Genomic DNA, 18,690 nt, shown 5'->3' with positions numbered 1-18,690 from the left:
TGTCAGGCCCATCAGAAGGCCAAGACATTTGGGAGGCAGGCGCGTGAAGATCGTCGCCTTGGTTGCTGCGCTCAGCGCGACAGCGGCTGTGAGCGTACCGGCTCAGCCGGAGCGGCCCGCCACGCCGAAATCGGCTCCCTCGCTCATGCTCACAAGCTTCAAGACCCAGCCCTCGGCCAAGCAGAACCTGCTGCAGCCGGTCAGCGCGAAACAGCCCGTCTACATCTACAAGGCGCCAATGGCCACGCGGCCGCTGAAGACCTGGTAGGCCTAGCGGCCCTGGGCCGCGCGGATCGTCTCGCCCTGGCCCCAGGTGGCGTGGGTTCCGCTGGAGATCCGTCCCGGCAGCACGATCCTGCACACTGGACCCTGAGCCAACTTCCTGGCGTCGTAGATCACGCATTCCGAACGATCGGCGGCCATGTCGGTGACGAAAGTCACCAAATAGCCGTCGTCCTCGTCGACGGCCCCGATCCGCGGCGCGAAGCCGGGTTCGCTGCCATAGCGTTCTTCACCGAACTCGACCGTACGGCTCTCGCCGGTCTCCAGGTCGTGTTTGACCAGGCCGGTGAACAGGAACCAGCCGGGCTTGGAGACCGCGCTGTAGCCGAAGCGATACTTGCGGCCGGCGAACTGGTTGTTGATGATCCCGAACTCCAGGTTTCGATCATCCAGGCGCTGCTCGACAGTGGCGCCGGTTTTCATGTTGAAGCGCCAGCGATGCAGCCGGGGCCTCAACTCATCCTGATCCAGGAACGCCAGCATCCGCTCATATCCGGGCGGGGCGCTGTTCGACGACTTGGGTTCTGGGTTCTCCTCGAAGTAGCCGTCCAGCACCACGTCGTCGCCGTCCTCATAGGCGTTGAGGAAGTGCAGGACGTAGGTCGCCTCGGCCTCGAACCACTTCACGTCCTGCGCCTGGCCATAGCGGGGAATGATCCCGAACCGCGAGGGCATGTCGCGGTGGAAGCGGACGACGTGCAGGTTCTTCTCCAGCAGCTCCGGCTCCCAGAACACTGGCAGATCATTGAGGATCGAGTAGTTGGCGGTGAACGCCATGTCGTGCGGCAGGCGTGCGCCCGGCAGGGGCACCGGCGTGTAGTGCTTGAGCCGGTTGTCCGGGCCGACCACGCCGTAGTGCATGTAGGGCGCGTGCTTGGAATAGTTGAAGAACAGCAGTTCGCCGGTGTGCTCGTCGACCTTGGGGTGGGCCGAGATGCCGTCGATCGGGGTCCAGGCCTCGGTCCCGTCCTGCTCCAGGGTGTAGGGGTCGAGGCGATAGCCCTCCCCGCACTGATAGAAGGTCGAGAGGATCTTGCCGGCGTGGATCACCACGTCGGTGGAAGAGGAATCCTTTAGGCCGCCATGCGCGCCCCAACCCTTACGCTCTGATTTGGCGGGGTTTTCGGCGAGCCCGGCCCACAGCGCGCGGCCTGCCTCCTCCTCGGCTTGGAAGCCCTTGGTGCGGACGAAGCGGTTGCGATAGGCCGCCCTGCCGTCCTTGAAGCTCATGACGTGCAGCATGCCGTCGCCGTCGAACGGGTGGTAGCGGCCGATCGGCTGGTGCACCGGGTTCTCGGTGTTGCGGACGTAAACGCCGTCGATATCGGCAGGTATCGCGCCGATGACTTCCAGTTCGCTGCCGTTGAACTCCTCGTACTGCGGGGTCCAGGCCCCGTTCAGATAGGGATGCTCGTTCGGCTGGAGGGTGCTGGCGACCCGGTTGACCAGTTCGATGGGCATGGCGCGCTCCCTTGCCGGGCGGGACATCGCCGTCCGATCTGAGCCGATCATAGGCGCAGGACGCTCTCGTTCGCCAGCCAGCGCCGCGCGCACGAAAAAGGCCGCGCCCGAGAGGCGCGGCCTTGTCGTCTAGCGATCGACGCCTGACTAGGCGAGCGCGGTCTGCACGCGGCGACGGCGGATAGCCGAGCCGGCCAGGCCAAAGCCCGCGATCAGCATCGCCCAGGTCGCCGGCTCAGGAACGGCCGAGCCGGTCTTGTAGAGCACCGCGGTCGAGCCGCCGTTGAGGTCGAGCTTGAAGGTGTCGAGGTTGTTGGCGTTCAGCTTGAAGAACGCCGTGCCAGAGAAGCCGCCCTGACCGCCGTTGCCCTTGTGGACGCCGATCCAGGTGTCGCCATTCAGGAGGGCGGCGAAGTCGTAGGTGTTGTCCACCGGAAGGACCTTGGTCGCTTCGACCGGGGCCCAGACGCCGTTCCAGACGAAGCCCAGCGACGCCAGCGCGTCCTTCTGGTCCTGGATATGGGTACCGGAGGTGTTCAGCAGGTTGCCTTCGAACCAGCCGCTGCAGGCCACGGCGTCCGGGCTGATCTGGTTGGCGTTGCAGGCGCTGACGATCGTCGCCGCCTGGGCCGAACCACCGATCGCGGCGGCGGCAAAGGCGCCCAGCGCGATCTTGGCAAACCTATTCATGTCCACTCCAAAAAATAACGGCCACCGGGGCATTGGCCACGCTGCTCATATAACGAAGTTATATATGGCAATTGCAGCAGGCAAGTTAACTCAACCAATAGGTTACATTAATTTTCAATCCGCCTTTACTGTCGCCTATTATTCTTAATTACTCCTAATTTGCCTTAATGCTGAACGGCTAATCTGCCCTAACGGCTGCGCTCAGCGCCAGGCGAACACGGGCTGCTCCAGCTCGGCGACCCGGGTGACCCGGCCGGCCACGAGTTCGCGGAACTGGTAGACCAGGGCGGCGGTCGGCGCGTGTATATGATGCTCGCCAATACGCAGCCGGATCAGAGGCCGCGGGCTCTCCGGGATGGTTTCGAACGTGACGACGTCGTCGCTCTCGAGCTCGTCCAGCCGCACCCAGTGCGCCGAGGCGACCTCCTGCGGGTTGGGCGCCAGGCCCCTGGCGTCGTCCAGCCAGACGATCACCGGCGAGACCGCGTAGCCAGAGCGGGTCGGATAGTCGTCCAGCACGCCGAGCACGTCGCCGGCCGGCACGCGCAGGCCTAGTTCCTCCTCCAGCTCACGAAGGGCCGCCTGCTCCAGGGTCTCGCCCGGGTCGCAACGCCCGCCCGGCAAAGCCCATTGGCCGCCGTGGGCGCGCAAGGTCGCCGCGCGCCGGGTCAGCAGGAAGGCGGCGGCGCCGGAGCCGTCGTCCCCAGCTCCCACCGCAATCGTCACCGCCGCTGGTTTGAGGCCGGCGGCCTGATGCACGATCCGCGGGAACGCCTGGCAACGCGCGGCCAGCTCCTCGCGAAGCGCCACCGAATAATCCATCGGGGCCTGTCGCCCAGTCCACTCATCCATCTGGCGGAATCTAGCATGGGCTCGGCATCGGCCCGCTACAAAAGCGGCCGGGCGCCAGTATGGTCGCGCTTGCTTCGGCCCGGCAGCGGGCTGCTTGGGAGGATGTCATGCGGATCATGCTTGCGGCGGCGCTCGGCGCCGGCCTGCTCGCCTTGGCGGTCCCTGGTCCGATGTCGCCAGCCATGGCGCAGGTGAGCCAGGCCCCGAGCGAGAGCCTCGCCCCGGCGGCGATCAAGGCCGACTTCGCTGAGCTCTACGCGACCCTCCAGGCATCGCACTTCGACCTCTACGCCCGCAGGAGCAAGCCGGACTACGACGCGATGTTCAAGCAGATGGACGCGGCGATCGACCGGCCAATGACCCGCGCCGAGATCGCCCAGCATTTTCAGCGTTTCGTGGCGTTCGGCATGATCGCCCACGCGCGCATCGACGAGGCCGGCGGGGCGTTCCGGAGCGCCCGCGCCGCGGAGGCCCCGATGTTCCCGCTGGAGGTTCGCGTGACCGATGGCCGGGTGTTCGTGGCGCGCAACGCAAGCGGGCTGGACGCCATTGCGGCCGGCGACGAGATCCTTTCGCTGAACGGCGAGCCCGTCGGCCGATGGCTGGAGCGCGCCTCGAGCCAGATCTCGGCCGACACCCCTTACATGCTGGGCGCCATGCTGGAGTGGGACTTCGCGCGGGTGGTCTGGACGACCTTGGGGCCGGCGCCCGGCTTCGAGCTGAAAGTGGCCCATGCGGGCGGCAAGCCGTTCGACGTTAAGGTCCCCGCTCGCTCCCATAGCGAGATGACCGCCGCGGCGGCGAAACTGCCTCCGAGCCTCGACCTGAGCTGGGAGAAGCGCGAAGCCCGTATGCTCGGCGAGGGGGTGGCCTATCTGCGGCCCGGCCCGACCTACAACGTCGAGGGCGGCGAAGCGCTGATGTATGACAACCGCAGCTTTGGGCGCTTCATCGACGGCGCGTTCGAGAGCTTCATCGCCGCCGGGGCGAGGGACCTGATCATCGACCTGCGCAACAATCCGGGCGGCGACAACAGCTTCAGCGACCTGATGGTGGCCTGGTTCGCCGACAAGCCGTTCCGCTTCAACTCGCGCTTCCAGATCAAGGTCAGCGACGCCACGGTGGCGTCCAACCAGAAGCGGCTGCTAACGCCCGGCAACGACCCGACCGGCATTTCGGCGGTAATGGCCAAGGCATTCGAGGGGGTCGCGCCCGGGACCGTCATCGACTTCCCCGTGCCGGTGGCGCAGCCGCGTGCGAAACGGTTCGGCGGCCGGGTCTACGCCCTGATCAACCGGCACTCCTATTCGAATACGGTGGCGATCGCAGCGACGATCCAGGATGATCGGTTCGGCGTGATCCTCGGCGAAGAGACCTCGGACCTGGCGACCACCTTCGGGGCCATGGAGCGCTTCACCCTGCCGCGCACCGGCGTGGTGGTCGGATATCCGAAGGCGCTGATCGTGCGCCCCAACGGCGACCGGGCGGCGCGGGGCGTCACGCCGGACGTCGCGATCGTCACGCCCATCGTGGAAGCCGTGAACGATCCGGTGCTGGCGCGGGCTCTGGAGATCGTGCGGAGCCGGCGCTAGGGTCTGGGCCGCAACGCAGGATCGTTCGAGAAAGGCGCCCGATGGCCTACTGGCTGCTGAAGTCCGAGCCGGACGTGTTCTCCTGGGACGACCTGGTCGCCAAGGGCGCGGCGGGGGAGCCCTGGACGGGGGTTCGCAATCACACCGCCAAGCTGAACCTGATAGCCATGAAGCTCGGCGATCAGGCGTTCTACTACCACTCGCAGGCCGGCAAGGAGATCGTCGGCGTCGCAGAGGTGGTCCGTGAGCACTACATCGACCCGACCGATCCCAAGGGGATTTTCGTCTGCGTCGACATCAAGGCGCTGAAGCCCCTGCCCAAGCCTTATTCGCTGGCGCAGGCCAAGGCCGATCCCAAGCTGTCCGGCATGTCGCTGGTTACCTCGTTCCGCCTGTCGGTGCAGCCGGTGACGCAGGCGGAGTGGGACTATGTCTGCAAGGCTGGCGGCCTCTGACGGAAGACGGGCGCGCGGCTAGCCCCCCAGACCGCGCGCCCCTCCCCGCTTGGCAGGACGCCAAGGGGAGGAGGCGTCCTGCGTTATTCCTATAATATGAATAGGATTATGGTTGCGGCAGAATTTCTGCGGGCGTTTCGGCAAGCTCTAATCGTTGGAAAAGCTGGGGCCTGGCGACAGGAATTCTCGGACGCTCGAATTCCCACTTATTCAGTAGGCTAAAAGCTCACGCGCGCCCCGGAGAGCGACCCATGTCTGCTGACAAGACCCCGCTGGACTTTCTCTGGTTCATCCCGTCCGCAGGCGACAACGCCTATCTGAGCCACCCTGAGACCGACCGCGCGCCGACGCCTTCGTACCTGAAGGAAATCGCCATTGCCGCGGACCGGTTGGGCTATTCCGGCGTGCTGCTGCCGACCGGCGCACATTGCACCGACGCCTGGATCACCGCGGCCTCGATCGCGCCCTTTACCGAGCGGCTGAAGTTCCTGGTCGCCTCGCGCCCCGGCCTGACCGCGCCGGCCGAGGCGGTGCGCCAGGCCGCGGCGCTGGACCGGCTGACCGGCGGGAGGGCGCTGATGAACATCGTCACCGGCGGCAGCCCGCAGGGCCTGGCGGCAGACGGGCTCTTCCTCGACCACCACGAACGCTACGTTCAGACCGAGGAGTTCCTCAGCATCTGGCGGCGACTGGCCAATGGCGAGACCGTCACTCAGCACGGCAAATATCTGTCGATCGAGAAGGGCCGCCTGCTCTTCCCGTTCGTGCAGGAGCCGCATGCGCCGATCTGGTTCGGCGGATCGTCCGACATCGCCCGCGAGATCGCCGCCCAGCACGTCGACGTCTATCTGGCCTGGGGCGAGCCCCCGGAACAGCTGAAGGAAGTGATCGACGACGTGCGCGAGCGCGCGGCCCGCCGGGGCCGCACCATCCGCTTCGGCATCCGCCTGCACATCATCGTGCGCGAGACCGAGGCCCAGGCCTGGGACGCCGCCAACGAGGTGATCAAGTACGTCACCGACGACGCCATCGCCGCCTTCCAGGCCGCCATGGCCAAGGGCTCGGACTCGGTCGGCCAGGCGCGGATGAGCGCCCTGCACCACGGCAGCCGCGCCAATCTGGAGGTCAGCCCCAACCTGTGGGCCGGCATCGGCCTGGTGCGCACCGGGGCCGGCACCGCGCTGGTCGGCGATCCCGACACCATCGCCCAGCGGCTGGAGGAGTACGCCCAGATCGGCATCGATACGGTGATCGCCTCGGGCTATCCGCACCTGGAGGAAGCCTACCGGGTCGCCGAGCTGCTGTTCCCGAAGCTCAACCTCAAGCACGAGGTGGGTGAAACCAAGCTGCGCTTCCCGAACGTCTCGCCCTCCTTCGCCCCGCCGCTGCAGCGGGCCGCCTCCTAGAGCGTTGCACCCAGGTCCAGCGACTGCCACCACTTGCACCTGAACGAACGCGCTCGGGGGAGTCGCATGGAAGCGGACGGCAAGCGGGTCGAGCTGACCCTGCGGGGTCTGGCGCTGGGGTGCCTGATTACCGTCGTGTTCACGGCGGCCAATGTCTATCTGGGCCTGAGGGTCGGGCTGACCTTCGCGTCCTCCATCCCCGCAGCAGTGATCTCGATGGTCATCCTGCGGGGCCTGAAGACCTCGACCATCTGGGAGAACAACATCGTCCAGACGGTGGCCTCCGCCGCCGGGACGCTGTCCTCGATCATCTTCGTCCTGCCCGGCCTGGTCATGGTCGGCTGGTGGACCGGCTTCCCGTTCTGGACCTCATTCTGGATCTGCGTGATCGGCGGTGTGCTTGGAGTCATGTACACGATCCCGCTGCGGCGGGCCCTGGTGACCAACTCGGAGCTCCCCTATCCCGAAGGCCGCGCCGCCGCCGAGGTGCTAAAGGTTGGATCGGGCGCACGTGATTCCGCCGGCGGGGCCGAAGCCAGCGCCGGCCTGCGGGCAGTGATCATCGGCTCCGTCGGTTCGGCCGCCGTAGCCGCGGCGGCCGGAATGCGGCTGCTGGCCTCTGAGATTTCCTTCTGGTTCCGCCCGACGCCGACTACCGCCACCGGCCTGGCCAGCGGACTGCAGCTGGCCCTGATCGGCGCCGGTCACCTGATGGGCGTGGCAGTCGGCATGGCCATGCTGGTCGGGACGCTGATCGCCTGGGGCGTGGCGGTGCCGATCATGACCCACCTGCACCCGGACCTGGCCGCTTCGGCCGCCGACGCGGCGCAGTCCGCCTGGGCCCCGAACGTCCGCTTCATCGGGGCCGGGGCCATCGGCGCGGCGGCGATCTGGACCCTGGCCAAGCTGGCGGCCCCGGTCTGGGTCGGGCTGGTCGGAGCCATGCGCGCTTCCAGCCTGCGGGCCGGCGGCCAGGGCGCGTCCCTGCCGCGCACCGAGCGCGACATCCCGATCTGGATCGTCGGCGCGGTAATCCTCGCCAGTCTCGTGCCGCTGGCAATCCTGCTGGGCAGCTTCCTGGCGGCCGGGCCGCTGCAGAACATCATCGTCCCGCTGATTGCAGGCGGCGTCCTCTATGTGGTGGTCGCCGGGTTCCTGGTGGCGGCGGTCTGCGGCTACATGGCCGGGCTGATCGGATCATCCAACAGCCCGGTCTCGGGCCTGGCCATCCTCTCGGTGCTGGGCGCCTCGCTGCTGCTGGTGGCGCTGGCCGCCAACACGGTCGGGCCGACCGGCCAAGGCGCGATGGTGGCCTACGCCCTGTTCGTCACCGCCGTGTTGCTCAACGTCGCCACGATCGCCAACGACAACCTGCAGGACCTGAAGACCGGCCAGCTGGTCGACGCCACGCCCTGGAAGCAGCAGGTGGCGTTGATCGTTGGGGTGATCGCCGGAGCCTGCGTGATCCCGCCGATCCTCGACGTCCTCAACAAGGCCTTCGGCTTCGCCGGCGCCGCCAATCTCAACACCATCTCCGACGAGCCACTGGCCGCGCCGCAAGCGGTGCTGATCTCGACCCTGGCCAAGGGCGTGATCCAGGGCGACTTGCCCTGGACCTTCATCGGCGCCGGCGTTGCGCTGGGCGTCGTGCTGGTCGTGATCGACGAGCTGCTGCGCCGGACCCGCAAGTACAGCCTGCCGCCGCTGGGCGTCGGCATCGCCATCTACCTGCCAGCGGCGGTGAATCTGCCGGTGGTGGCCGGGGCGGTGATCGGATGGGCCTACGACCGCTGGGTCGCCGCCAAGCCGCATGGCGCGGCCGCCCAGCGACTGGGCGTGCTGCTGGCCTCGGGCTTCATCGTCGGCGAGAGCCTGTTCAACGTCGCGCTGGCCGGCCTGATCGTCAGCACGAACAACCCCTCCCCGATCGCTGTCGCGCCGGCCGCCCTCCCCGAACAGACCATGTGGGCGGGCGCGGGCGTCTTCGCCCTGATCATCCTTGGCCTCTACCTCTGGATCGAGCTGACGGCGCGCAGACTGCCGCCCGAGGCGAGCTAGGACAGGCGGGCGACGTGTCGCGAGCGCCTCGTCCTTTGTCGCAGTCCCGTCGGCGTCGCGAAGCCTGACGTCCGTCAGGCTCTCTTCCTGGGGCTGCGGGCAAAAGAAAGCGACCGGCGCGTGGGGCGCGCCGGTCGCTCTCGCGGCGGGGGGCTGCCGCAGTTGACGATCCCGACCTCAGGGACCGTCAGGGAGTTTCAGACTTAGAACTTCGCCGACAGGCCGACGAAGAAGAAGCGGCCGATCACGTCGTAGGTGTTCGGATCGGTGTTGCCTTCGATCGGCGAGGACAGGCGCGGGGCCTGCTTGTCGAACAGGTTCCGGATGCCGCCCGAGATCTCGTAGCGATCCCAGCCGTAGGCCGCGCGGACGTTGTTGTAGACGTAGGCCTCGACCTCAGGCGCGGCGATGCCGGCCTTCGGATCGGCAGCGCCCGCGAGGATCGCGTTGGCGTACTTGCGGTCCTTCACCGACGACAGGTACTCGACCTGCCAGGAGACCTCGAGGCCGGCGCTCCTGTAGCCAAGCTGGCCGGTCCAGCGCCATTCCGGGATCGCCGGGGTGTCGCCGCCAACAGTGCCGACGCGGTCGACGACCGGAGCGGTGGGGTTGGCCTGGAAGGTGTTCTTGTCCACCCAGGTCCCGACCACAGCGGCGTTGAAGCGCGCGGGTTCGCCGCCGATGCCCCAGCTGTCCACGGTCCAGCCGTAGTTGGCGGCCATGTCGATACCGGCGGTCTGCAGGCTCGCCACGTTAGCCAGCGGCACGCCCCAGTCGATGATCTCGTAGGTCGAGCGCGAGCGGGTGAAGGTGCGGCAGAAGTCGCTGTTCACATCATTGCTGGCGAAGCAGGCGCCCAGGGTGCCTTGCGGGCCGCCGCCGAGACGTTCGATCGCGTCGTCGATCTTGATGTCGAAGTAGTCGACCGTGAGGTTGAAGCCCGGGATGAAGGACGGGGTCCAGACCGCACCGAGCGTGACGGTGTCGGAGGTCTCGACCTTCAGGTTCTCGTTGGAGACCAGCCGCGCCTCGATCGCCGCGCCGTTCTGCTGATAGGAACCGATGGCCGAGGCCGGCACGCCTTGGGCGATGCAGAGCGCAGCCACCTGGCCGGTCGGATTGGCGGTCCGCGAGCACGGGTCGGTCATCGCCGGGTAGGTGTTGACCAGGCCTCCGAACAGTTCGGCGATGTTCGGCGCGCGGGCGGCGCGCTGGTAGAGGGCGCGCAGGCGAACGTCGCCGTTGATCCGCCACTCGCCGCCGGCCTTGTAGGTCTTCACGACGCCGGATGTGGAGTAGTCGGAGTAGCGCGCGGCCAGTTCCAGACCCAGGTACTCGACGAACGGCAGGTCGCCGACGATCGGCACGATGGCCTCGGCATAGACTTCGTTCACGTCGTACTCGCCGGCCGTGGCGTTACGCTCGCCAAAGCCCGCGGAGGCGAAGTCCAGCAGCACCGGCGCCGGGTTGTCGGCGCTGGAGACGTCGCGATGCTCGACGCCGAAGGCGAAGCCGACTTCACCGCCCGGCAGGCTGAACGGCGAGCCGGAGATGTTGGCCTGCAGAATCTTCTCGGTCAGCTCGGTCGTCGACAGGTTGTCGACGCGCAGGAAGTTGACCAGGGCCGGCGACCAGTCGGTCAGGTTGGTGACCAGCACGCAACGCGGGTTGCCGCTGGCGCACTTGGTCGGGTCGGTGATGCTGGGGGTCGAGGCTTCGACGAAGGTGCGGCGAGAGATGTCGCCCTTCTGAACCTCGGTGGTGGCCAGGTGGCTGTAGCTGTAGCTGGCGTCCCACTTCCAGTCGCCGAGGTCGCCCTCGAAGCCGCCCATCAGGCGGTAGAGGTCGCGGGCGAAGGCGATGTCACGCTTCGGGAACTGGCTGGGGGCCTCGAAACGCACGGCGAACGGCGCGGTCGGGTTCGAACGCGCGGCCAGCAGCGCAGCCATTTGCGGGCTGACGAACGAGGCGTTGTAGGGCAGGCCCGGGACGTTGGTGGTCTCGCGGATGTTCGGCGCGGTGCGGGCGAGCACGGCGCTGGACTTCACGTTGTTGTACGCGAACTCCACATAGCCCCGGACTTCGTCGGCGAAGTCGTAGGTGCCGCGGCCGTAGACGTTGGTCCGCTGCAGCGGCGTCTGGATCGCGTAGTCCTGCTGCAGTTCGTAGTTGGTGTCGGTCGCCGCCACGAACGGACGCGGGACCAGGTTGTCCAGCGCGTAGTCGCGATTGGTGAAGCCGCCCGTGCCGTTCGGCGTCGGAACGCCGATCAGCGTGCCGCCGACCCGGCCCGCGGTGCCGCTGCGCACGAAGACGCCGCCAGAGTCGATGGTGGAGTAGCGCGACAGGTCACGCGCGTTGCCGCGCAGGGCCGCGCGGTCCTGGTAGTTCACATAGAGCCAGGCGCTGGCCTTCTCGTTGTGCGCGCCGACGGTCAGCGCCGTCGACCAGTCCTGGGCGTCGCCTTGACCCGAGATGCCGTACTGGCCCTCGAGCTTCACGCCGTCGAAGTTCTTCTTGAGGATGAAGTTCACGACGCCGGCCATGGCGTCCGAGCCGTAGACCGCCGAGGCGCCGCCGGTCACCACTTCAACCCGGTCGACCAGCGAGGCGGGGATGTTGTTGATGTCGACGATGCCCTGCTGGTTCGAAGCCATGAACCGCTTGCCGTTGACCAGCACCAGGGTCCGCTTGGCGCCCAGGCCGCGCAGGTTGAGGTTGGCGGTGGCGTCGGCCTGGCCCGTCACGTTGGTCGACTTGGTGGCGCCGGCCACCAGTTGCGGCAGGCTGTTCAGGAACTCCTCGACGCTGGCCGAGCCGGCCACCTTGAGGTCCTCGCCGGTCACGGTGGTGACCGGGCTGGAGCTGACCAGGTCCTGGCGCGCGATCCGCGAGCCGGTGACCACGACTTCTTCGACCGCGGCGTCCTGGGCCATGGCCGGCGTCGCAGCGGCGAGCACAGCGGCCGCCGCTACGCCGCACTTAAGCAAGGCGTAGCGCCTTTGATTTTGCATCTGTCTATCCCCGTAAATTTTACTCTTGGCCGCCCCGGCGGCCGGCGCCCTTAGGGCTTTTCGTTGCCGAACAGCAGCACCCAGTCCGACTCCGCCTGGATGCGTGCGAAGAAGCTCCAGGTCGGAATTTCCATCGCCTTGCGCAGGTGCGGCTTGGCTTTGTCGTATTCGGCCCGGAGGATGTAGTACTGGGCAAGGCTGTAGCTGGTGGACGACTTGATGCCGTCCGAGTTGCTGAAGGCCTTGCCGGTGTCACGCTCGGAATAGAAGTCGAGCGGGTCGCGCAGCTGCTTGTAGAGCTGGATGCCGTCGAAGTAGTTGTTGCCCTCGGGATTGTCCCGCAGGTCGTACAGATCGATGTCGTAGTTCTTCAGCAGCGCCTTGGCCTCGGCGTAGTGCGTGCCGCGGGCCAGGGACAGGTACTCCCAGTACAGCGAGGCGGTGACGTCCGGCGGGCCGCCGGTGCCCTCGCCGATCTCGCCGGCGCGGCGGAACCACTTGGCCGCGTTGTCGAAGTCGTGCTTGGCGAAATAGGCCTGGCCCAGGTGGTAGTAGGTGTAGAACTGCACCACGTCCGGGCTGGCCGGGAACGGGCCGAGCTTTTCGCGCTCCAGCGGCTTGTTCTCGTAGAGCTTGGCCGACTTCAGGCCGTCCTCGATCGACTTGTCGAACTCGCGGATGCTGAAATTGCGGTGCGCGCGATGGCGCAGCAGCTTGGGCGAGTCCGGATACTTCTTCAGCGCAGCGGTCAGGACTTCGATGGCGTCCTTGGGCAGGCCCTGATAGCCGAGCAGGCGCGCGTACCAGGTCGCGCTGTCGATGGTCATGTTGGCTTCGTAGGCGGCCTTGGCGTCATTGGCCGCCTTCTGCAGGTCATCGCCCGAGCCGACGTTCACCGGGTTGCGGCCCTTGGCGTAGAGGGCGTTCCCGAACAGGTCCTTGCCCTGATAGCTGTCGGGCGGGGTCTGGGCGCTCGCCGCGCCCGCCACCATCGCCGCCAGCGCCGCGCCCATCAGCGCGTTTCTGAAACCGCTCATCCAAAAGCCTCCCAATACTTCACTCAAAATGCCCGCCGCCCGAGGGCGGCCTACCCGATCACGTCGCGGTAGAGCCGACGGACATTGTTCCCCATCAGCTTGTCGATCTGCGCCTGGCTGTAGCGGCGCTTGCGCAGTTGATCGCGCACCACCTCCATCCGCCGCGGGCCGTTCATGCCCTGCAGGTAGAGCGGCCAGTCGGCCGACGTGATCTGCGATCCCTCCTCCTGGAGCAGGATCTTCAGCTCTTCCTCGGTGTCCGGGACGACGCGGTGGTCGCGGTCGCTGCCGATGCAGACATGGTCGATGCCGGCGACCTTCACCGCGTGGTCGATGTGGTCGAAATAGAAGTGCAGGTTGTCGGTCCTGGCCGCGGTCAGGAAGGTGCGGATCTGGGTGATCCCGACCAGCCCGCCGTTGTGCGCCACGGCCCGGATGTTCTCGTCAGTGGTGTTGCGGCGGTGCTCCCACAGGGCCTTGCAGGCGGTGTGGGAGATAATCAGCGGCCGCTTGGCGGCGGCGACCGCGCCGGCGATGGTCTTCATCCCGCCGTGCGAGAGATCGACCAGCACGCGCTCGGACTCGAGCCGCGCGACCATTTCGCGGCCGAACGCGGTGATGCCTGGATCTTCGTCGACGAAGCAGCCTGCGCCCGAGCGATTGAGGTCATTGTAGGTCAGCTGGATGCTGGTCACGCCGCGGGCGCGCAGCACGGCGATCTGGCCAGGGTCGGCCTCGACCGGCGTCGAATTCTGCAGGTTATAAAAGACCGCAATCTTGCGCTCGGCGGCGGCGCGATCGACGTCGGCCGCGCGCAGAGTGCGAATGAACAGCTGCGGATGGGCGTCGTAGTAGCGGTCGTAGAGATCGAGGTCCGCGTTGGTCTGGGCCAGCGACTTATCGATCTCGACCTTGGGGTCGGTCACCGTGACGGCGATGGCCCGGGTGCCACTGGCCAGGATCTGCTCGACCAGCTCGGGCGTGTAGAGCGTGCGCATCTCGCCCAAGGCGTCGAACACCACCGGCGCCTCGGCGGCGGCGAAGGCGCGGGGCGCTGCAGCCAGGGCGGCGCCCGCCATTGCAGTCTGCAGCAGAGCCCTTCGCGTCGACATCGCGCCATCCCCCTAAAGGCAGGCGCACCCGTCGCCCGTAGCGGCGCGGCAATCTGTAACAGCCAGCCCCGCCTTCCTTTACATATTAGAATGGAAACTTTCGATTTTGGCAAGTCACTAATACATATTTGTAAAATTCTGCCAGCTGAGACCTGCCATTCTGAAAGCTATCGCTCGACAGCCTGAGACCCCGAAGTCGGCAGGAAGGGCATGTCTTTCTGAGAGAAATTCTCTGAGAGCACCATGTAAGTCTGGGTGCGGGAGACCCCGTCGATCAACTCGAGACCGTGCAAAATAGCCTCCAGATCTTCGTACTGGCCGGCCTCCAGCTCGACGATCACGTCGAACTCCCCAGTGATGGTGCAGACATAGCGAACCGTCGGGAACTGCTTGATGACTTCGAGGATATCCCCCGACTTCCGCGGATCGCGGTTCAGAAGCACGTAGGCGCGAATCGGGGCGTTGGCGAAAGTTGGCTTCAGCTCGACGGTGTAACGGCTGATCGCCACCTCATCGAGCTTCTTCATCATGTTCTGCAAGGTGGGGCGGCTGACCCCCAGTTCCTTGGCCAGATCCGTTACGCTTTTGCGGGCATCTTCGCGGAGGAGCTGTAGAAGCTCTTGTTCGCGCTTGGAGAGAGTCGCCATCTAGGATCTTGTTTCCGCTCGCTAGCTGCACCGCGTGGGGCGCCGCCGCATTTGTATGCCGCTATTTCCACGACGGAAAAGCATGATCGACGAACGGTGACGATTTGATCAATATTTTTGCAATTTGCAAAGCCCATCGCCCCATGTAGAAGCAATCTGGCAAGCAGGCGCCGTTCGCGCCGCATCCCGGATCACCGAGTTCATGCCCAACGGCGCGTCCCAAGCTCTTTTCGCTTCCCTCCCTGCCAATGTCGACCTCGCCCGCCCCGCCGCGCGTGCGGCGTTTCTGCAAGCCTTCCAGGGCGACCAGCCAGATGGCGACCTGGCGGTCATCAGCCCTATCGACGGTTCGGTGTTGGCCCGCGTGAAGACCGACGGCCCGGCGCAGGTCGAAGCCAAGATCGCCGCCTCGGTTCTGGCGTTCCAGGCCTGGCGTCAGGTCCCAGCCCCCCGCCGCGGCGAGCTGATTCGGCGGTTCGGCGAGACGCTGCGCGCGGCCAAGCGCGACCTCGCCCAACTCGTCACCCTCGAATGCGGCAAGGTGCTGAGCGAGAGCCTGGGCGAAGTCCAAGAGATGATCGACATCTGCGATTTCGCCGTCGGCCTGTCGCGCCAACTCTATGGCCTGACCATCGCCTCCGAGCGCCCGAGCCACCGCATGTCCGAGACCTGGCACCCGGCCGGTCCGGTCGCCGTCATCAGCGCCTTCAATTTCCCGGTCGCCGTCTGGGCCTGGAACGCCGCCCTCGCCCTGGTCTGCGGCGACAGCGTGGTCTGGAAGCCTTCGGAGAAGACGCCACTGACCGCCCTGGCCTGCTTGGCCCTGTTCAACCAGGCCGCGGCGGACTTCGACGAAGCCCCGGAAGACCTGGTGCAGGTGATCATCGGCGATCGCATCGCCGGGGAGACAATGGCCGACGACCGCCGGCTGGCGGTGGTAAGCGCCACGGGCAGCACCCGAATGGGCCGTGAACTCGCGCCCCGCGTCGCCGCCCGCTTCGGCAAGACGATCCTGGAACTCGGGGGCAACAACGCGGTCATCGTCGCGCCGAGCGCCAATCTGGACCTGGCCCTGCGCGCCATCGTGTTCGGCGCCGCCGGCACGGCAGGGCAGCGCTGCACCACCACGCGCCGGCTGTTCGTGCACGAGTCGCTGCACGCCGAACTGACCGCCAAGCTGAAGCGCGCCTACGGCTCACTGCGCATCGGCGACCCGTTCGAGGAATCCACCCTGGTCGGCCCGCTGATCGACCACGCCGCCTTCTCCGCCATGCAGGCGGCGCTCAAGGACGCCGTCGGCCAAGGTGGCCGCGTCACCGGCGGCGCCCGTGTCATGGCCGACAGCCATCCCGCCGCCTTCTACGTGGAGCCGGCGATCGTCGAGTTCGACCAGGTCGGGGCCAATGTGATGAGCGAGACCTTCGCGCCCATCCTTTACGTCATGGCCTACAGCGACCTGACCGACGCCATCCGCCGCAACAACGATGCGCCGCAAGGCCTGTCCGCCTCGATCTTCACCAATGACCTGCGCGAGGCCGAGCTCTTCACGTCGGCGATGGGCAGCGACACCGGCATCGCCAACGTCAATCTCGGCACTTCCGGAGCGGAAATCGGCGGGGCGTTCGGCGGCGAGAAGGAGACCGGCGGCGGCCGCGAGTCGGGCTCCGACGCCTGGAAGGGCTATATGCGCCGTCAGACCCAGACCACGAACTACGGCACGGACCTGCCGCTCGCCCAAGGCGTCGAGTTCGCGATCTAGGGCGGCCGCCAGGTGGCTCCGTAAGAGCCCTTAAGGAGAGCTCACGAATTTTCCCGGAGCGGCGACAGCGTCACCGTGGGCTCACGAACAAGGAGCCCACTATGACCTTCGCCGAAATGTACCTGACCCTGGTCGTCGTCGCCTTCTCGGCCTTCGCCCTCACCCTGGGCGGCGTGGCGGTCTGGAGCTCGATGGGGGCCAAGCCGCCGCGCTAAGCGCTCAGCCGCGCTCGGCCAGCATGGTCATGCGAACCAGCTCGGACAGGCTGGCCGCCTTCATCTTGGTCATAACGTTGGCCCGGTAGATCTCCACGGTCCGCGGACTGATGCCCAGGTCGTAGGCGATCACCTTGTTGGCGTGGCCGGCGACCAGCCCGTCCAGCACCTCCTGCTCCCGTCCGGAGAGCGAGGCCATGCGGGCGGCGATCTCGGCGGTTTCGGCCGCGCCACGGCGACCCTTTTCGCCCTCGCTGAGCGCGGCATGGATCGCGCCCAGCAGCACCTCATCGTCAAACGGCTTTTCGATGAAATCGGCGACGCCGGCCTTCATGGCCTCGACCGCCAGCGGTACGTCAGCGTGGCCGGTGATCATCACGATCGGCAGCCGGAAGCCCTGTGTCCGCAGTTGCTTGACCAGTTCGATGCCGGTCATCCCCGGCATGCGCACGTCGGTCACCACGCAGCCGCGCTTCACATCTGGCAGGGCTTCGAGGAAGGCCGCCGCCGAGTCGTAGGTGCGGGCGCTGAGATTCGCCGTCTCCAGCAGGAACGACAGCGAGTCACGCACCGCCGGATCGTCGTCGATCACGTGCACCAGGTCTTCAGCCATCGAGATCCTCAACTTCAACACTGCGCAGGGTGAAGTGGAATCGGGCCCCGCCCTCCGGAGCCGTTTCCGCCCATATGCGCCCGCCATGCGCTTCCACGATCGTGCGTGAAATCGACAAGCCGACACCCATGCCATGCCGCTTGGTGGTGATGAAGGGCTGGAACAGCTGATCGGCGACTTCGGGGCTCAGTCCAGGGCCGGTGTCCGCCACCGTGATCTGAGCCGTTTCCGGGCCGGCGGGGCGGGTGATGACCCGCAGCTCGCGCCGCGGGCTGTCCTCCATGGCGTCCATGGCGTTGCGGATCAGGTTCAGGATGACCTGCTGGATCTGCACCTTGTCGGCCAGCACCAGATTCACGGACGGGCTGAGATCAAAGGCCACCCGCACGCCGTGCTCCTTGGCGCCGACCAGGGCCAGGGCGCCGGCCTCCTCGATCAGCTTGGGCAGGCTCTCGACGCGGCGTTCGGTCTCGCCGCGGGCCACGAAGTCCCGCAGCCGCCGGATGATGTCGCCGGCACGCAGGGTCTGTTCGCTGGCCTTGCCCAGCGCTTCGCTCAGGCGTTCGCGCGGCAGGGTCTCCTGCCCGAGCAGCCGCACCGATCCACGCAAGTAGTTGGCGATAGCGGTCAGCGGCTGGTTCAGCTCGTGCGCCAGGGCCGAGGCCATTTCCCCCAGCGCGGTGAGTCGCGAGATCCGCATCAGCTCGGACTGCAGCTCCTGCAGCCGCGCCTCGGTCTGCTGGCGTTCGGTCAGGTCGCGGACGAAACCGGTGAAGAACCGGCCGTCGGAGGTGCGCATCTCGCCGACTGCCAGCTCCATCGGAAAGGTCGAGCCGTCCTTACGCTCGCCGACCACCACACGACCCATACCGATGATCCGCCGCTCGTGGGTGCGGTAGTAGCGAGCCAAATAGCCGTCGTGCGCTTCCCTGTGCGGCGTCGGCATCAGCAGGCTGACATTGCGCCCGATCGCCTCCTCGGCGTTCCAGCCGAACAGCCGCTCAGCGGCGCTGGAGAACGACTGGATGATCCCCAGCTCGTCGATGACGATCATGGCGTCGGGCACCGTGTCGAGGATCGAGCGCAGGTGCGTTTCGCGGGCGGCCAGGTCGCGATTGACCGCGATCGCCTCGCGCCGCGACCGCTGGAACGATTCCCCGCCGATGATGATCGCGCCGGCGACGCCAGCAAAGACGATGGCGCTGGCCACGTCCGCGTCCCCGAAATGACCGCTGCGCTGGGCCAGGAATAGGCCGCCAGCCAGGCCGAGCAGCGCCGCCAGGGAGCCTGGAACCACGCCCGAACAGGCCGAGGCGATCACCACAGCAGGCACGAAGACCAGGAAGGCCACGCGCTCGCCGACGATCGGCTCCAACACCAGGTGCGCCGCCACGCCGGCCAGGGCGCCCAGCACCGCCAGCAGCGCCCCCGTCCACAGGTTCTGAAACCTAATCTGCCGGCTCCTGGTCCATCGTTCGCCCGCACCCATACCTGAAC

General features: G+C 66.9%; 14 protein-coding genes and 1 pseudogene. 6 read left to right on the top strand and 9 right to left on the bottom strand.

Going from position 1 to position 18,690, the window contains the following annotated elements:
• The first annotated feature begins 43 nt into the window (after positions 1-43).
• Entirely contained in the window at positions 44-268 is a 225-nt protein-coding gene (locus AC1DQJ_RS01860; protein ID WP_477599681.1) for a hypothetical protein, read from the top strand.
• 2 nt (positions 269-270) lie between these two features.
• On the opposite strand, the gene AC1DQJ_RS01855 is transcribed toward AC1DQJ_RS01860, so the two are convergent.
• The 3 genes and pseudogenes from AC1DQJ_RS01855 to AC1DQJ_RS01845 all read right to left on the bottom strand — a co-directional run bounded on the left by AC1DQJ_RS01855 (position 271) and on the right by AC1DQJ_RS01845 (position 3,285).
• Entirely contained in the window at positions 271-1,743 is a 1,473-nt protein-coding gene (locus AC1DQJ_RS01855) for a carotenoid oxygenase family protein (RefSeq protein WP_477599679.1), read from the bottom strand.
• A gap of 147 nt (positions 1,744-1,890) precedes the next feature.
• Positions 1,891-1,992 (bottom strand): annotated as a pseudogene (locus tag AC1DQJ_RS01850) (PEPxxWA-CTERM sorting domain-containing protein); the annotation flags it as partial.
• A gap of 642 nt (positions 1,993-2,634) precedes the next feature.
• Positions 2,635-3,285 carry an NUDIX hydrolase gene (locus tag AC1DQJ_RS01845; RefSeq protein ID WP_477599677.1) on the bottom strand — a complete coding sequence of 217 codons (651 nt, stop codon included), beginning with the start codon at positions 3,283-3,285 and terminating at the stop codon, positions 2,635-2,637.
• Between the two features lie 107 nt (positions 3,286-3,392).
• On the opposite strand from AC1DQJ_RS01845, the gene AC1DQJ_RS01840 reads away from it, so the two are divergent.
• The 4 genes from AC1DQJ_RS01840 (at position 3,393) to AC1DQJ_RS01825 (ending at position 8,796) form a co-directional block, all read left to right on the top strand.
• Positions 3,393-4,877: a S41 family peptidase gene (locus tag AC1DQJ_RS01840; protein ID WP_477599675.1), complete on the top strand. Its 1,485-nt coding sequence runs from the start codon at positions 3,393-3,395 to the stop codon at positions 4,875-4,877.
• Between the two features lie 41 nt (positions 4,878-4,918).
• The gene (locus AC1DQJ_RS01835; protein ID WP_477599674.1) at positions 4,919-5,332 is read left to right on the top strand and encodes an EVE domain-containing protein; all 414 of its coding nucleotides are present in this window, start codon (positions 4,919-4,921) and stop codon (positions 5,330-5,332) included.
• Positions 5,333-5,583: 251 nt separating this feature from the next.
• Positions 5,584-6,738 (top strand): FMNH2-dependent alkanesulfonate monooxygenase, encoded by a 1,155-nt coding sequence (ssuD, locus tag AC1DQJ_RS01830; protein ID WP_477599672.1) that lies wholly within the window; start codon positions 5,584-5,586, stop codon positions 6,736-6,738.
• A gap of 66 nt (positions 6,739-6,804) precedes the next feature.
• On the top strand, positions 6,805-8,796 hold the full coding sequence (locus AC1DQJ_RS01825) for an OPT family oligopeptide transporter (RefSeq protein ID WP_477599670.1): 1,992 nt from the start codon (positions 6,805-6,807) through the stop codon (positions 8,794-8,796).
• A gap of 203 nt (positions 8,797-8,999) precedes the next feature.
• Here the strand turns inward: AC1DQJ_RS01825 and AC1DQJ_RS01820 are convergent, their stop codons facing one another.
• The 4 genes from AC1DQJ_RS01820 to AC1DQJ_RS01805 all read right to left on the bottom strand — a co-directional run bounded on the left by AC1DQJ_RS01820 (position 9,000) and on the right by AC1DQJ_RS01805 (position 14,606).
• Entirely contained in the window at positions 9,000-11,810 is a 2,811-nt protein-coding gene (locus AC1DQJ_RS01820) for a TonB-dependent receptor plug domain-containing protein (protein WP_477599668.1), read from the bottom strand.
• 50 nt (positions 11,811-11,860) lie between these two features.
• Positions 11,861-12,847, bottom strand: coding sequence for a tetratricopeptide repeat protein (locus AC1DQJ_RS01815; RefSeq protein WP_477599666.1), 987 nt, complete (start codon positions 12,845-12,847; stop codon positions 11,861-11,863).
• A 50-nt stretch (positions 12,848-12,897) separates the two neighbouring features.
• Positions 12,898-13,959, bottom strand: a complete 1,062-nt coding sequence (locus tag AC1DQJ_RS01810) for a dipeptidase (protein ID WP_477599664.1) — start codon at positions 13,957-13,959, stop codon at positions 12,898-12,900.
• A gap of 167 nt (positions 13,960-14,126) precedes the next feature.
• Positions 14,127-14,606 (bottom strand): Lrp/AsnC family transcriptional regulator, encoded by a 480-nt coding sequence (locus AC1DQJ_RS01805; RefSeq protein WP_477599662.1) that lies wholly within the window; start codon positions 14,604-14,606, stop codon positions 14,127-14,129.
• Positions 14,607-14,808: 202 nt separating this feature from the next.
• Here AC1DQJ_RS01805 and amaB point away from each other — a divergent pair, with 202 nt between their 5' ends.
• A complete protein-coding gene (gene amaB, locus AC1DQJ_RS01800; RefSeq protein ID WP_477599660.1) occupies positions 14,809-16,365 on the top strand; it encodes an L-piperidine-6-carboxylate dehydrogenase in 1,557 nt (518 codons plus the stop codon).
• Positions 16,366-16,584: 219 nt separating this feature from the next.
• Here the strand turns inward: amaB and fixJ are convergent, their stop codons facing one another.
• Complete coding sequence (gene fixJ, locus AC1DQJ_RS01795) at positions 16,585-17,193, bottom strand: response regulator FixJ (RefSeq protein ID WP_477599658.1); 609 nt, start codon at positions 17,191-17,193, stop codon at positions 16,585-16,587.
• Positions 17,186-18,682 carry a sensor histidine kinase gene (locus AC1DQJ_RS01790; protein ID WP_477599656.1) on the bottom strand — a complete coding sequence of 499 codons (1,497 nt, stop codon included), beginning with the start codon at positions 18,680-18,682 and terminating at the stop codon, positions 17,186-17,188. The genes fixJ and AC1DQJ_RS01790 overlap by 8 nt, the downstream gene beginning before the upstream one ends.
• Positions 18,683-18,690: the final 8 nt, after the last annotated feature.

This window comes from Phenylobacterium sp. P4_E10 (assembly GCF_056401675.1).
This window is presented reverse-complemented; position numbering and strand designations above follow the sequence as displayed.

What these genes read in the sequence shown, in the direction of transcription:
- ssuD (WP_477599672.1), top strand. Translation starts at nt 5,584, where the DNA reads ATGTCTGCTGACAAGACCCCGCTGGACTTTCTCTGGTTCATCCCGTCC.
- AC1DQJ_RS01840 (WP_477599675.1), top strand. Translation starts at nt 3,393, where the DNA reads ATGCGGATCATGCTTGCGGCGGCGCTCGGCGCCGGCCTGCTCGCCTTG.
- AC1DQJ_RS01820 (WP_477599668.1), bottom strand. Translation starts at nt 11,810, where the DNA reads ATGCAAAATCAAAGGCGCTACGCCTTGCTTAAGTGCGGCGTAGCGGCG.
- fixJ (WP_477599658.1), bottom strand. Translation starts at nt 17,193, where the DNA reads ATGGCTGAAGACCTGGTGCACGTGATCGACGACGATCCGGCGGTGCGT.
- AC1DQJ_RS01855 (WP_477599679.1), bottom strand. Translation starts at nt 1,743, where the DNA reads ATGCCCATCGAACTGGTCAACCGGGTCGCCAGCACCCTCCAGCCGAAC.
- amaB (WP_477599660.1), top strand. Translation starts at nt 14,809, where the DNA reads ATGCCCAACGGCGCGTCCCAAGCTCTTTTCGCTTCCCTCCCTGCCAAT.
- AC1DQJ_RS01790 (WP_477599656.1), bottom strand. Translation starts at nt 18,682, where the DNA reads ATGGGTGCGGGCGAACGATGGACCAGGAGCCGGCAGATTAGGTTTCAG.
- AC1DQJ_RS01825 (WP_477599670.1), top strand. Translation starts at nt 6,805, where the DNA reads ATGGAAGCGGACGGCAAGCGGGTCGAGCTGACCCTGCGGGGTCTGGCG.
- AC1DQJ_RS01835 (WP_477599674.1), top strand. Translation starts at nt 4,919, where the DNA reads ATGGCCTACTGGCTGCTGAAGTCCGAGCCGGACGTGTTCTCCTGGGAC.
- AC1DQJ_RS01815 (WP_477599666.1), bottom strand. Translation starts at nt 12,847, where the DNA reads ATGAGCGGTTTCAGAAACGCGCTGATGGGCGCGGCGCTGGCGGCGATG.
- AC1DQJ_RS01845 (WP_477599677.1), bottom strand. Translation starts at nt 3,285, where the DNA reads ATGGATGAGTGGACTGGGCGACAGGCCCCGATGGATTATTCGGTGGCG.
- AC1DQJ_RS01805 (WP_477599662.1), bottom strand. Translation starts at nt 14,606, where the DNA reads ATGGCGACTCTCTCCAAGCGCGAACAAGAGCTTCTACAGCTCCTCCGC.
- AC1DQJ_RS01810 (WP_477599664.1), bottom strand. Translation starts at nt 13,959, where the DNA reads ATGTCGACGCGAAGGGCTCTGCTGCAGACTGCAATGGCGGGCGCCGCC.